The following is a 13084-nucleotide window of genomic DNA, read 5'->3' on the forward strand; positions in this document are numbered from 1 at the left end:
TGGTCCCGGCCTTGTCGCGAAAGATTAGTGAGTGGCGCTCATATTCTGAATCGTTTCAAGTCGGCTCAGTCCGAGCGCGCCGTGAGCGTTGAACGCGTTCGAGAAGTCTGTGATCGCGATTTCGATAGTGCCTTTCAGTACCTTGATTGCATTATCGATTTCTCGCGACGCTTCAGGTCCAAATGTCACCTCGACCGCATGGCGGGATTCGGCCTCTTTAGCGCGAGCTTCCTCGGCGTTGCGTAAGGCCAAAGCGTGCTTGGCTTCTTCGACCTGACGCTGTGCAAGTTGTAACGCGGCCTCTATGGCCCGCTGCTGCGCTGCTTGTTCCTCCGCGAGTCGTCGAACTGCCGCTTCAGCCTCGGCTCTTGCGCGCGCAGCTTCTTCGACTTGGGCTTCCTGGGCAAGGCGCTCAGCGTGTTGGCGACCAAGTTCTGATAGCCTGGCAAATAAGTCTTCGATGCTGCGCTTGAAGTTCTCCAAGCCAAGAATGCTGTCTAAGAAAGATCTCGCTTCGGCTACCAAATCCGCAAGGCCGCCGTTCCCGGGCGCAATTCGTATGTTTTCCTTGGGCGTATTGGCAAGCTCGATATATCCCGGCTGCAGATGTGCTCGTTTACTGCTGATCAGATGGTTTGCGGCATGTATGTATTTGTCGGCTATTTCTATATAGTTCATCCCGCTCCAGTCGCCGACGTAAGCTGCAAGCTCGGTATGTATATGGTCAGGTAATTGCCGAAGGTGATAATTTAGTTCTTCCATGAGTGTCTTCCTTTTTACAGTAGTTGAGCTGATGGTATAAGGGGTGTTTAGTTTTTGAATCCCGGCTTGCCATTTTTAGCTCGCCATTCTTTGATTGTTTTTAAAATACCCTCCGGGGTGTCCTCCTGACCTTCCTCGGGATAAAAGATTACGTCTGTTTGCGCTGGATGCTCTGTCACCTTTACAAAGTGCTTAACTAAACGATCCATGTGCTTAACAAACTCATCACCATGAAGTTGAATGTGTTGAGAAGAGAGTCCCCTCAAAAATTCCAGGAATTCTTCTTCGGTGTAATCTTCTAGCTTTTCTTTAAAGATCATTTTTTTTGGCTCCTGTGATGATCAATATGTTGCCTTGGTGTCATAATAACCAAGTTGTCGATGTCATAAACCGCGCCGCCTTTTGAAATATAATTTTCATGATGGATTTCAAATCTCGTACGGCCTCCGGCTTGGTCGCTGAGTCTAGGGTGGGGCGCACCACCACCTCGCATTATTTCAAGGTTATTCTGAGTAAACTGTTTCCCTAGCTCGGGATCATCGGCTACGGCTATCCAGGTTGCTTTCCTCAGTGAAGCAAAATCACCAAATCGTCGTCCGCGCAGTTGATCTGCAATATGCGTCGGAATCGATGCGCCTTCTGCACGCGTTCTGTCTCCTAGCCAAACTCCAGTCACCGCTTCACCATACCCACTCGCAACCCCCGGGATCGACCTCGGGTCCTTGAACAGCAGGTAGCTATTCGGCAGCCCTGAATCAATCGGCGATATGAGAATGTAATCATCAGGATCATCTCGATCAATCGCCGGGTAAGCTTCAAGCTCGGGTACAAAAGGTGTCACCACGTTGCCTGTATCTTTCGGCAACGCGGGTGGCCCAGCGGTTAGCTTGTCGAACTGTCCGCCGGTTGTGCTATTGGCGTCCATATAAGGGCCGGTGTCGATTCCCCGTCACGGATAAACTCGTAGGACTTGTTCAGTGCGTTATAGGTGAAAGTTCTTACGCGAACCTTGGTACCAACTTTCACACCGTCCGTAGCTACCCAGCGTGCACCGCCGCTTGCGCTAGCTCCATCGGATGTAAGTCGATGAGGCACATCCAGCGTGCCTTTGACGCTGGCAAGGTATTGCAGATCGATATGCGGTGGCAGGTTGAGCTGCGACAGAGGTGTGGCGATCACAGCAGGCGGCAGCTCTGAGTCGCCCAACGGTTGTGGATACATCGCCAGCAAGGTGACCAGATTGCTGCCAAGCGTTCTGGTCGCGATCCTGATGAGCTGGTCTTTCGCGATGTTGGTCGCAACGGTCCTGATGCCCGGTGCTGCGGTGGTGGTTGACGCGGGGGCAATAACTGACCACAGCTTGTTGATGCCAGCGGCCTGTCGGGATGATGTCCGATCTGCATCCTGACTCGCCGTTTTATCGGCTAGCGACAGTTCAGCATGGCGCATGGAAAGTGCTGCTGATTGTTCATTGAGCAGCGTGACCGACTCGGCAAGAAGCTTTGCTTCGTAGGTTTGAGATAACGCGTTTACCCACGCTTCATGGGCCTGCTGCACACGTAGAGGATCACCCTGGCTGTAGTGCACCAGATAGTTCAGGTGGTCCTTTTGTGTGGCATGGTCAAGTTCTTGACCGGTGAGACTCAGAGCCTGAGCGCGATGCTCTTCCAGTAAAGGCTGTTTGGTTGCGAGTAAGTAGTTAACGCTGGTTTTTTTCTGAAGTATCAGCTCAAGAGCCTGCTTGTCGCCTGGGTAATCAACATTCAGGTCATGACCCGGCGCTATTTCTTTTTGAAGAGTATTCGGCAGCGACGCAGAAGCCAGTAAATAGTTTTGTGCAAATCCAGATTGTAACGACGGGTAGGCATTCGTCAGCGCTTCAAGAGCCAGTCGATGAGCCTGATCCTTTTCGGCCTGTGCACGTACTTGCGCTTCAATACGTTCTCGCTCGGCGGCTTATGCCATTGCCTGGGCATGTGCCTCAGCGTCTACTCTTGCGAGGTGGGCCGCGTGTTCTTCCGCTTGCCGCTGGGCCGAAGCCTGAGCTTCTGATCTGGCTTGAGCGCGAGCGCGGGCGCGTTTTTTGGCTCTTTTACTACTTGAGCCACCAAAGCCGCCGCTGAGTCCTCCATTGAAGCCACCACCAGTTCCACTGTTGAAGCCGAACGACCAATCGCCACCCTGGCGTGTTCTGGATCCGTGAGTAGCATCAGGGGCGCCGGTATGCTGAGGGCTGACCTTTACTTCAATTCCGCCGCCCGTGTTACTTTCAGGTCCAGTAATACTGGTATTTACGCTTTTGTTACCTCCCATGTTAGGTACTACGTATAGATGCTTTTGTTCTTGTTCATTAGGGTTTTGGTCTGCCATACATTAAGTCCTTGTTTGTGTATGGCGATACAGTATTTCCTCAAGAGTGGTTAGGTGGTGTAGATATATATTTTTCTTAACAGTTTCGACTTGATACTAACGATTTACTTAATAGTACAGGCTCAAGGTATCAATTCACCAAAACCACCACCTTCCCCACAGCCCTGCGCTCACCCAACAAATCAATCGCCTCCCCAGCCTTTTCCAGCGGATAAACCGTCGACACCAGCGGCTTCAACTTCCCCTCTTCAAACCACGCAAACAGCTGCTTGAAGTTCGCCGCATTGTCCTGCGGTTGCCGCTGCGCAAACGAGCCCCAGAACACGCCGACCACCGATGCGCCCTTAAGCAGGGTCAGGTTGACGGGCAGGTCCGGGATGCGGCCGCTTGCGAAGCCGACGACCAGCAGGCGGCCGTTCCAGGCGATGGCGCGGATGGCCTGGTCGAAAAGGTCGCCGCCGACCGGGTCGTAGATCACGTCGGCGCCGTTGTCGTTGGTGAGACGTTTTACTTCGTCCTTGAGGCTGGTTTCGCTGTAATTGATCAGTTCGTCTGCGCCTGCGTTTTTGGCGACTTCAAGTTTTTCCGCGCTACTGGCGGCGGCGATGACGCGTGCGCCGAGGGCTTTACCAATTTCCACGGCGGCCAGGCCCACGCCGCCGGATGCGCCGAGCACCAGCAGGGTTTCGCCGGCTTGCAGGTTGGCGCGTTGTTTGAGCGCATGCATGGAGGTGCCGTAGGTCATGCTGAACGCCGCAGCGGTGGTGAAGTCCATGCTCGTCGGTATCGGCAGTACGTTGTAACCGGGTACAGCGACCTGCTCGGCAAAACTGCCCCAGCCGGTGAGGGCCATCACGCGGTCGCCGGGCTTGAGATGGGTTACCTTTTCCCCGACGGCTGATATCACGCCTGCTGCCTCGCCACCCGGCGAGAAAGGGAAGGGTGGCTTGAACTGGTATTTGCCCTCAATGATCAACGTGTCGGGAAAGTTGACCCCGGCGGCGTGTACGTCGAGGAGGATTTCGTTCTTTTTGATCTCGGGGCCAGGCACGTCTTCAAGCACCAGCGTGCTGGCCGGACCGAAGGCTTTGCATAACAGGGCTTTCATTAGGCTATTCCTTTTTCGGTAATGGCCGATAAAGTGAGTTAAGTGGGTTCTCGGGTCAACAAGCATGGCCCGGCCTGATAAGCACACATAAGCTGTAAGCTACGTGGCAAACCGTATTAAGGAGTGGACTGTGAAAGCGTGGATTCTGGTATTGCTGGCCTTGTCATTGCCTGTCATGGCGCAAGAGGAAGCCAAGGAAGAAGGCGGCCCGCCCAAAGCGGCCTATGTCTCGCTGACGCCGCCGTTCGTGGGCAACTACGCGCTGGATGGCGGCCCCAAGCTGCGCGTCTACAAGGCTGACATCGCGTTGCGTGTAACGGGTGCCGATGCCGAGGCGGCGGTGAAGCGCAATGACGCCTTGATCCGTAATCAACTGGTGTCGTTGTTCACTCAGCAGACGGTTGATTCCATGAGCAGTGCCGAAGCGAAGGAAAACATTCGTCAGGAAGCGCTCAAGCAGGTGCAGCGCGTCATGACCGATGAAGAAGGCAAGCCGATTGTCGAAGACTTGCTGTTCAATAACTTCATCGTTCAATAACGCGTGTCAGCGCAGTGCCAGGATCGCCGCCCACTGTTCGGCGGTGACGGGCATCACTGAAAGCCGACTGCCTTTTTGCACCAGAGGCAGTTGCTCCAGCTGGCTTTGTTGTTTCAGATAACCGAGCCCCAGCACGCTCTTGAAGATATCCACAAACTCGACGTCTATGGCACTCCACGGGTTTTTATCCGCGGTGGCCTTGGCGTCGTGATAGTGGCTGTCGGGGTCCAGCGCAGTGGGGTCCGGATAAGCGGCTTTGGCGATTTTGCCGATGCCGGCGATTCCCGGCTCCGGGCAACTGGAGTGGTAGAAAAAGAATTCGTCACCCTCTGCCATGGTTCTCAAAAAATTACGTGCCTGATAGTTGTGCACCCCGTCCCAGCGAGCGTTACCCCGTTTTTGCAGGTCGCTGATCGAGAATTCGTCAGGCTCGGACTTCATCAGCCAATAGGCCATTGCTCTCTCTCCAGAGACAAAAGTTCACGGTATTACCGACAGTTTGATCACAAACCGACAGTCGGCTTGCGCCACTATTTGCGTACTGGTTCACGTTACCGCAAAATGCCGCCCTTTAAAGCTCCACGCTGTTGCACGGCCTATACAAAAACCGATGCTGACATCGTATTGATTTGCCTAAGGAGGGCAGTCAATGAAACGCAAGCCTGATTTACTCTGGATTCTGGTTATTCTGTTTGGCTTGGGTGTCGTGACAACCGGTTATGCGCAAAGCTTGTGGACCAGCAAGGATGACGCTCCAGTCGAGATCACTCAACAACAGCAAAAAGTCCCCGGCAGGCATTAAGCCCTGCTTCTGCTCTGATCGTTGATTGCCCTGTTGGCTGAACGATCAGAGTATCTGTGTCAGATACCAGCCTTTATCAGATACCGTGCCTTGTAGCGGTACATCCCAACTGGCCTGCGCCAGTCGATCCACTTTCTGACATTCGTGAGCCAGCCCGAGCAGAACCGGTTTGCGCCAGGCCTTCCTGCGCGCCAGATACGCCAGGCTTCGGTCATAAAACCCTCCGCCCATGCCCAGGCGACCGCCTTCGTTATCGAACCCTACCAATGGCATAAGCACCAGATCGAGTGCCCACACATGGCGTTGTTTCGCACGGTTGATGAGAGGCTCGGGAATGCGGAAGCGATTGGGGATGAATTTCTCGCCTGGACGCACGCGCTGAAAAACCATGCGCGTTCGCGGCCATGCATTGAGCACTGGCAGGTAAGTGGCCTTGCCGCGTCGTTGTGCTTCACGCAGCAGCAGCCGCGGGTCGATCTCGCCATCCATCGGCAGGTATAGCGAAACATGCCGGGCACGTCGAAACAGCGGGTGCTGCGCCAATTGTCGGTAAACATCGCGGGCGGCTTCGCGTTGCTGGCTGCGAGTCAGCGCCCTGCGTGCCTTGCGTAGCTGGCGGCGCAGTTGCGGACGTGTGAGCGATTGGGCGCTGATCATGAGCAGAAGGTCATGCAGGCTGATCCGGGAAGGGAGTTGAAACCAGAGCAGAATCGTCGTTGCCAGACAGCAGGGCTGGCAACGAACTGAATGTGGACTCCCCGACGAACCGCTGTCGGTTTAGCCCTTGAACCCGAAAGTTCAAGGTGGAGATTGCAGGAGGTTTTAAGGCTTTCCGTCGAGCGGACATGCACACCAACCCCAACGTGCAACCCCCGTGGTTGTGCGTATCGGCTCAGGGACATGACCGACTGGCAAGCACTCCAGGGAGCAGCGCGAGTATACAGAAATGCCTCGCAATAATCAGCCCCGAGTTGAATCCGGTGTGCCGGGCGTGTCTGTGGCCAGCACCAGATCGACCTTGTCGAGCAGATCGCGGACCTGTTCGCGAGTCGAACCGCTGGTCTGTACGTCAGGCAAATGTTCTTTATGCAGCAGGTCGTGAGTGATGTTGAGCGCGGCCATCACGGCGATGCGATCGGCGCCGATGACTTTGCCGCTGCTGCGGATTTCACGCATCTTGCCGTCCAGATAACGGGCGGCACTGACCAGGTTGGTGCGCTCTTCCTGAGGGCAGATGATCGAGTATTCCTTGTCGAGGATCTGAACGGTAACGCTGTTGCCATTGCTCATGAGTCTTGCTCCAGGGCTTTGAGGCGCGAAATCATTGACTCGACCTTCTGCCGGGCGATTTCGTTTTTTTCAATGAGTTGGGCGCGTTCCTCGCGCCAGGTCTTTTCCTGAGCTAATAGGATTGCATTTTGGCCTTTAAGTTGCTCGGCATACTTCAGGAGCAGCTCCACACGTTTCATCAGCGCTTGCAGGTCGGTGTCTTCCATTGTTTTCCACTGAATACTTTCTGATGAATGGCAGGGGAGGCGATGCTTGTGCTCAAGCTCGAACCGCCGTCCGGGTGATCTTGTCGCGCGGATAGTCTAGGATACAAGGCCTTCATTCTAGACATTGCGCCGTTTGGCGACTAGCTACCCATGCCCATTCAGAATTCTCCGTACAAAGCGTTCGCCACTCTGCTTAACAGTGGCGGTCACCAGGTATCCCCTGCCGAGCTGCATGGCCTGCTGCTGGGGCGTAGTTGCGCAGGTGCCGGTTTCGACAACGAAGGCTGGTTTGCCGATGCTTCGGTGCTGCTGGAAACCGAGCCGCAAGACAATATCCGCCAGGCGCTCATCGGCTTGCAAGAGATGGTCAAGGGCGAACTCACCGGTGACGACATGACCGTCGTGCTGTTGCTGCCGGGCGACGATGAGCCTCTGACCGAGCGTGCTGCCGCGCTGGGCCAATGGTGTCAGGGGTTTCTGGCAGGCTTCGGTCTGGCCATTGGCGACAAGACGCTCGGCACTGAAGCCAAGGATGTTCTTGAGGATCTGGCGGCCATTGCCCAGGTGCAGGATGCACTGGACGAGTCCGAAGACGGCGAGACCGACTATATGGAAGTCATGGAATACATGCGCGTAGCGCCATTGTTGCTCTTCACCGAATTCAATGAGCCTGCTGCGCCGCAACCCAAGCCTTCTCTGCACTGATTGCCCATCACTGCGACACCGGCCCGCGCTGACGACAGTGCGGCCCGGTAGACTCCATCAGGACTCCTGCTGCCCATGATTCAGATCCCGAAGTCCGAATACGCCCGCCGCCGCAAGGCTCTGATGGCTCAGATGGAGCCGGACAGCATTGCCATCCTGCCTGCTGCGGCGGTTGCCATTCGCAATCGTGATGTCGAACATGTCTACCGGCAGGACAGTGACTTTCAGTACCTGAGCGGCTTTCCCGAGCCGGAAGCGGTGGTGGTGCTGATTCCCGGACGCGAATATGGCGAGTACGTTTTGTTCTGCCGTGAACGCAACCCCGAGCGCGAATTGTGGGAAGGTCTGCGCGCCGGACAGGAAGGCGCGATCCGCGATTTCGGTGCGGACGATGCATTCCCGATCAACGACATCGACGAAATTCTGCCGGGCCTCATCGAGGGCCGTGACCGGGTGTATTCGGCGATGGGCAGCAACCCTGAATTCGACCGGCATCTGATGGACTGGATCAACGTGATCCGCTCCAAGGCGCACCTCGGTGCCCAGCCGCCCAAGGAATTTGTCGCGCTGGATCATCTGTTGCACGACATGCGCCTGTACAAATCGGCGGCCGAAATCAAAGTCATGCGTAGCGCGGCGGACATCTCTGCGCGGGCTCATGTGCGTGCGATGCAGGCCTGTCGCGCAGGCCTGCACGAGTTCAGCCTGGAAGCCGAGCTGGATTATGAGTTTCGCAAGGGCGGTTCGAAGATGCCTGCCTACGGCTCAATCGTCGCCTCGGGGCGCAACGGTTGCATCCTGCATTACCAGCAGAACGATGCCGTTCTCAAGGATGGCGATCTGGTGTTGATCGATGCGGGCTGCGAAATCGACTGCTATGCCAGTGACATCACCCGGACGTTTCCGGTGAGCGGCAAGTTTTCTCCCGAGCAAAAAGCGATCTACGAGCTGGTGCTCAAGTCTCAGTATGCGGCTTTCGAGGCCATCGGCCCCGACAAGCACTGGAACCAGGCGCACGAAGCGACGGTCAAGGTGATTACCGCAGGGCTGGTCGAGCTGGGTTTGCTGCGAGGCGACGTCGATCAGTTGATCGAGAGCGAGGCCTACAAGATGTTTTACATGCACCGTGCCGGGCATTGGCTGGGCATGGATGTACACGACGTCGGCGAATACAAGGTCGGCGGCGAGTGGCGTGTACTGGAGGTCGGCATGACGCTGACTGTTGAACCCGGGATCTACATATCCCCCGACAATCTGGACGTCGCGAAGAAATGGCGAGGTATTGGTGTGCGAATCGAAGACGACGTGGTTGTAACCAGGCAGGGCTGTGAAATTCTGTCCGGTGGCGTGCCCAAGACCGTCGCCGAGATCGAGGCGCTGATGGCGGCTGCAAAGGCACAGGTCGCATGAGCCGCTTTAATATCGCCATCGTCGGCGGCGGATTGGTGGGGGCAAGTCTCGCGCTTTCACTTCAGGCCGGTGCCAGGGCACGTGGCTGGAAGATCGTGCTCATCGAACCCTTTGCGCCGGGTGAAGCCTGGCAGCCCAGCTACGATGCGCGTTCTTCGGCACTGTCGTTCGGCTCGCGACGCATCTATGAGCGGCTTGGCCTCTGGCAGCAGATATCCCGCCGCGCCGAGCCGATTCTGCAAATTCAGGTCTCGGACCGTGGCCGCTTCGGCGCGACCCGTTTGTCTGCGATTGAAGAGGGTGTTCCGGCGCTCGGCTACGTGGTCGAGAACGCCTGGCTCGGTCAGGCACTGTGGGCGGCGCTGGATCGGGATGTCGTCAGTTGGCGTGTGCCGGCCGAGGTCAGGCACATGCAGCCGCTGGCCGATGGTTATCGCCTGAGCCTCAGTGACGAAACCGAGCTGGATTGTGATCTGGCCGTGCTGGCCGATGGCGGTCGCTCCAGCCTGCGCGAGCAGCTGGGTATTGGAGTGCGGCAACGGCCCTACGACCAGCATGCGCTGATTGCCAATATCACGCCGAGCGAAGCTCACTGTGGGCAGGCGTTCGAACGTTTTACCGAGGACGGGCCGATGGCGCTGCTGCCATTGCCGGAAAACCGCTGTGCGCTGGTCTGGACGCGTCCGGGCAACGATACCCAGCGCCTGGCCGAGCTGGACGACCGCAGTTTTCTGGAAGAGCTGCAGGGCGTGTTTGGCTATCGTCTGGGCACGCTGCGTCAGGTCGGTGCACGGCATGTCTACCCCCTGGCGCTGATCGAGGCCGAAGAGCAGGTGCGTTCGCATCTGGTGATTCTGGGTAATGCGGCGCACAGCCTGCATCCGGTTGCCGGGCAGGGGTTCAATCTGTCCTTGCGTGACGCCGATGCACTGGCCGGGACGCTGCTGGACAGCGCCGCGCCGCCCGGTGAGTTGTCTACTCTGCAGCTCTACCGTGAGCGTCAGCGTCATGATCAGCAATTGACCGTGGGCTTCTCCGACAAGGTGACACGCCTGTTCGGCAGCTCCCGGTCGGCGGTTGCCACCGGGCGTAACGTCGGGTTGCTTGGCCTCGATCTGTTGCCAGCCGCCAAGCGCTGGTTTGCCCGTCAGGCGATGGGCCTGGGGACTCGATCCGATGTGTGAATCACACACTTTAAACACACGGCTTCGGCCGCAAGCGAGAACGGTTTGACCATGGAAACGCGCGCAGATGTGCTGATTGTCGGAGCCGGAATGGTCGGCAGCGCCCTTGCTCTGGCGTTGCAGGGCAGCGGTCTTGATGTGCTGGTGGTCGACGGTGGGCCGCTGAGCGTCAAACCCTTTGACCAACACTCGGCTTTCGAGCCACGGGTCAGTGCCTTGTCGACAGCCAGTCAGCGAATTCTTCAGCGGCTGGGCGTATGGGAAGGCATCGCGGCCCGTCGCATCAGCCCGTACGCGCACATGCAGGTCTGGGATGGCAGCGGCACCGGGCAGATTCACTTCTCTGCCTCCAGCGTGCACGCTGATGTGCTGGGCCATATCGTCGAGAACCGCGTGGTGCAGGATGCGTTGCTCGATCGCCTGCATGAAAGCGACATCAGCTTGCTGGCCAATGCGCGGCTGGAGCAGATGCGCCACTCCGGAGATGACTGGCTGCTGACCCTGGCCGACGGTCGCCAGTTACGCGCACCGCTGGTGGTTGCAGCCGATGGTGCGAATTCGGCGGTGCGCCGCCTGACCGAAACGCCGACCCGTGAGTGGGATTACCTGCATCACGCTATCGTCACCAGTGTGCGCACCGCTGATTCCCACAGGAAAACTGCCTGGCAGCGTTTTACCGACGACGGTCCCTTGGCTTTTCTGCCACTGGAGCGCGAGGGCGAGCACTGGTGCTCTATTGTCTGGTCAGTCACACCGGCTGAAGCCGAGCGCCTGATGGTGCTGGAAGATGACCTGTTCTGTCGTGAACTGGAGCAGGCATTCGAGGGGCGTCTGGGTCAGGTAGTGTCTGCCGATGAGCGCGTTTGTGTGCCACTGCGTCAGCGTCACGCCAAGCGTTACGTTGCCAGGGGGTTGGCGCTGATTGGCGATGCGGCACATACCATTCACCCGCTGGCCGGGCAGGGCGTGAACCTGGGCTTTCTCGACGCCGCCGTGCTGGCGCAAGTCCTGACCCACGCTGCCGGGCGTGGCGAACGTTGGTCTGACCTGCGCGTGCTGGGCCGCTACGAGCGTCGTCGCATGCCGCACAACCTGGCATTGATGGCCGCAATGGAAGGCTTCGAACGGCTGTTTCAGGCCAACCAATTGCCACTGCGCTGGTTGCGTAATACCGGTTTGAAAATGGTCAACCGGATGCCCGAAGCCAAGGCTCTGTTCGTGCGCGAAGCGTTAGGGTTGTCGGGAGATTTGCCTGAGCTGGCGCGGATTGAGCCCGCCACTACTCTATAGGGTCGGACGCGGAGCGTCGCACGATAGTTGAAGATCGTTCCTCATGCTCCAGCGTAGGAATGCCTTGCGTGTGCGCCGCGCCGCTTAATCAAGAGAGGACGCAGAGCGTCCAGAACGGCATGCGACGCGGAGCGTCGCACGATAGTCAGATTATCGTTCCTCATACTCAGCGCACCAACCCGTTGCGATACTGCCCTGGTGTCAGTCCGGTCCAGCGTTTAAAGGCGCGGCTCAGGCTGGTGGTGTCGGTAAAGCCCAGCAGGTAGGCGATTTCGCTCAGCGAGCTTTGCGGGTCGTTCATGTGCAGCAATGCCAGGTTCTGGCGGCATTGATTGAGCAGCAGGTCGTAACAGCAACCCTCGTCGGCCAGATGACGTTGCAAACTGCGCGTGCTCAGGTGCAGGGCTTCGGCGATGGTTCTGACGGTGGGTTCGCCATCCGGCAGAAGGGTTTCGATGGCCGAGCGCACGCGCTGCTCCCAGATCAGCGAAGGTAACGGATCGCCCTTGGATTCCTGCCTGTTTACCTGTACCGGGCCGTCATCCAGGTGGCTGTCGAACTGATCACCGCCAAATTCCAGCAAGTTCTCTTGCGCCGCGAAGATTACCGGTGAGCGGAACAGATCCTGCCAGGGCTGCGGATTATCAGGTGCGGGACGTTGCAGATGCACCGCCAGCGGCGCGTAGCCCCTGCCTAACCGGTTGCGGCAGGTGCGCACATAAATGGCGGCGAATGCATCCAGCAACTCATGAGCGGGTAGCTGACACGATTTCGGCGTGCCGAAGCGGAATTCATAGCGCTCGCCCACCGTTCTGAAGTCCAGCTCCAGAGAGTCCTCAGCCATTGAGCGGTAACGTACGATGCGTTCGAAAACCTCGCGCAGTGAACCGCTGGCCACCAGCGTATAGCCCAGCGCGTGGAACGACGTGGGGCTGACAAAGCGCTAGACACGCAAACCCAGGGTTGGATCGAGGCAGGCCTGTACCGCTCGCTGCCAGAGGTCGGCGGTGATGTCTGAGGGAAACTGTGCGCCGGGATCACCCAGCATACTCGAGTCTATGCCAGCGCTCTGGCACAACGCGTTGCTATCCACGCCCAAGGCATCGAGCTGCTTGCGCAATGCAGGGGTCCAGCTGGCGAGACTGCTTGGCTCAGGCATGTGGACGCCTCTCCCTGACATGAGGTGATTCAGCGTCGGGCTGTGCCGACATGGTTTCGCGGGGAATTTCCGTTGCCTGACGCCGTGACCAAGAATGAAAGCTTTTGTGACAGTTGTACAAGTCTTTAGACACGTTTCTTGCCATCGGGCGGCAATCGTCACGTGTCAGGGGCGTCGGGCAGCGCTGAATAGGTCAAAGCGGCCTATGAATACGCTTCGACCAAGCAGTTGTCGTATAACAAAAAAACCGAGCCTTTTCA

The 13084-nt window shown here is 57.5% G+C and carries 14 protein-coding genes, 1 other RNA gene and 2 pseudogenes; 7 read left to right on the forward strand and 10 right to left on the reverse strand.

What is annotated here, in order from left to right; translation table 11 throughout:
* Positions 1–24 precede the first annotated feature (24 nt).
* From FFH21_RS01265 to FFH21_RS01275, 3 genes and pseudogenes are all read right to left on the reverse strand, one after another.
* A complete protein-coding gene (locus FFH21_RS01265) occupies positions 25–762 on the reverse strand; it encodes a hypothetical protein (RefSeq protein WP_004666532.1) in 738 nt (245 codons plus the stop codon).
* Between the two features lie 47 nt (positions 763–809).
* On the reverse strand, positions 810–1082 hold the full coding sequence (locus tag FFH21_RS01270; RefSeq protein ID WP_004655162.1) for a bacteriocin immunity protein: 273 nt from the start codon (positions 1080–1082) through the stop codon (positions 810–812).
* Positions 1079–2700, reverse strand: a pseudogene (locus FFH21_RS01275) (S-type pyocin domain-containing protein). Before FFH21_RS01275 ends, FFH21_RS01270 begins: the two are co-directional and overlap by 4 nt.
* On the opposite strand from FFH21_RS01275, the gene FFH21_RS29845 reads away from it, so the two are divergent.
* A complete protein-coding gene (locus tag FFH21_RS29845) occupies positions 2656–2814 on the forward strand; it encodes a hypothetical protein (protein ID WP_155007562.1) in 159 nt (52 codons plus the stop codon). The pseudogene FFH21_RS01275 and the gene FFH21_RS29845 overlap by 45 nt on opposite strands.
* Before the next feature lie 448 nt (positions 2815–3262).
* On the opposite strand, the gene FFH21_RS01285 is transcribed toward FFH21_RS29845, so the two are convergent.
* Entirely contained in the window at positions 3263–4240 is a 978-nt protein-coding gene (locus FFH21_RS01285; protein ID WP_011167427.1) for an NADPH:quinone oxidoreductase family protein, read from the reverse strand.
* A gap of 130 nt (positions 4241–4370) precedes the next feature.
* On the opposite strand from FFH21_RS01285, the gene FFH21_RS01290 reads away from it, so the two are divergent.
* Positions 4371–4778, forward strand: a complete 408-nt coding sequence (locus FFH21_RS01290) for a flagellar basal body-associated protein FliL (protein WP_004655152.1) — start codon at positions 4371–4373, stop codon at positions 4776–4778.
* A gap of 6 nt (positions 4779–4784) precedes the next feature.
* On the opposite strand, the gene FFH21_RS01295 is transcribed toward FFH21_RS01290, so the two are convergent.
* On the reverse strand, positions 4785–5234 hold the full coding sequence (locus tag FFH21_RS01295) for an EVE domain-containing protein (protein ID WP_011167428.1): 450 nt from the start codon (positions 5232–5234) through the stop codon (positions 4785–4787).
* Between the two features lie 193 nt (positions 5235–5427).
* On the opposite strand from FFH21_RS01295, the gene FFH21_RS01300 reads away from it, so the two are divergent.
* Complete coding sequence (locus FFH21_RS01300) at positions 5428–5580, forward strand: hypothetical protein (RefSeq protein ID WP_004655149.1); 153 nt, start codon at positions 5428–5430, stop codon at positions 5578–5580.
* Between the two features lie 45 nt (positions 5581–5625).
* Here FFH21_RS01300 and FFH21_RS01305 read toward each other — a convergent pair whose 3' ends face one another.
* From FFH21_RS01305 to FFH21_RS01320, 4 genes are all read right to left on the reverse strand, one after another.
* Positions 5626–6237: a 5-formyltetrahydrofolate cyclo-ligase gene (locus tag FFH21_RS01305; protein WP_004666527.1), complete on the reverse strand. Its 612-nt coding sequence runs from the start codon at positions 6235–6237 to the stop codon at positions 5626–5628.
* Between the two features lie 94 nt (positions 6238–6331).
* Positions 6332–6510, reverse strand: a non-coding RNA gene (ssrS, locus tag FFH21_RS01310) — 6S RNA.
* 30 nt (positions 6511–6540) lie between these two features.
* On the reverse strand, positions 6541–6870 hold the full coding sequence (locus tag FFH21_RS01315) for a cell division protein ZapA (protein WP_003317331.1): 330 nt from the start codon (positions 6868–6870) through the stop codon (positions 6541–6543).
* Complete coding sequence (locus FFH21_RS01320; RefSeq protein WP_004655143.1) at positions 6867–7076, reverse strand: TIGR02449 family protein; 210 nt, start codon at positions 7074–7076, stop codon at positions 6867–6869. Before FFH21_RS01320 ends, FFH21_RS01315 begins: the two co-directional genes overlap by 4 nt.
* 150 nt (positions 7077–7226) lie before the next feature.
* Here FFH21_RS01320 and FFH21_RS01325 point away from each other — a divergent pair, with 150 nt between their 5' ends.
* From FFH21_RS01325 to FFH21_RS01340, 4 genes are all read left to right on the forward strand, one after another.
* Positions 7227–7781 (forward strand): YecA family protein, encoded by a 555-nt coding sequence (locus tag FFH21_RS01325; RefSeq protein WP_004655142.1) that lies wholly within the window; start codon positions 7227–7229, stop codon positions 7779–7781.
* Positions 7782–7856: 75 nt separating this feature from the next.
* On the forward strand, positions 7857–9191 hold the full coding sequence (gene pepP / locus FFH21_RS01330) for a Xaa-Pro aminopeptidase (RefSeq protein WP_004655140.1): 1335 nt from the start codon (positions 7857–7859) through the stop codon (positions 9189–9191).
* Positions 9188–10375: a 2-octaprenyl-6-methoxyphenyl hydroxylase gene (ubiH, locus tag FFH21_RS01335; RefSeq protein ID WP_002551576.1), complete on the forward strand. Its 1188-nt coding sequence runs from the start codon at positions 9188–9190 to the stop codon at positions 10373–10375. The genes pepP and ubiH overlap by 4 nt, the downstream gene beginning before the upstream one ends.
* 51 nt (positions 10376–10426) lie before the next feature.
* On the forward strand, positions 10427–11665 hold the full coding sequence (locus tag FFH21_RS01340; RefSeq protein ID WP_011167429.1) for a 2-octaprenyl-3-methyl-6-methoxy-1,4-benzoquinol hydroxylase: 1239 nt from the start codon (positions 10427–10429) through the stop codon (positions 11663–11665).
* A 166-nt stretch (positions 11666–11831) separates the two neighbouring features.
* Here the strand turns inward: FFH21_RS01340 and FFH21_RS01350 are convergent.
* Positions 11832–12824, reverse strand: a pseudogene (locus tag FFH21_RS01350) (AraC family transcriptional regulator).
* Between the last annotated feature and the right edge of the window lie 260 nt (positions 12825–13084).

The sequence above is a fragment of the Pseudomonas sp. KBS0707 genome, from assembly GCF_005937945.2.
Lineage (GTDB): Bacteria > Pseudomonadota > Gammaproteobacteria > Pseudomonadales > Pseudomonadaceae > Aquipseudomonas > Aquipseudomonas amygdali.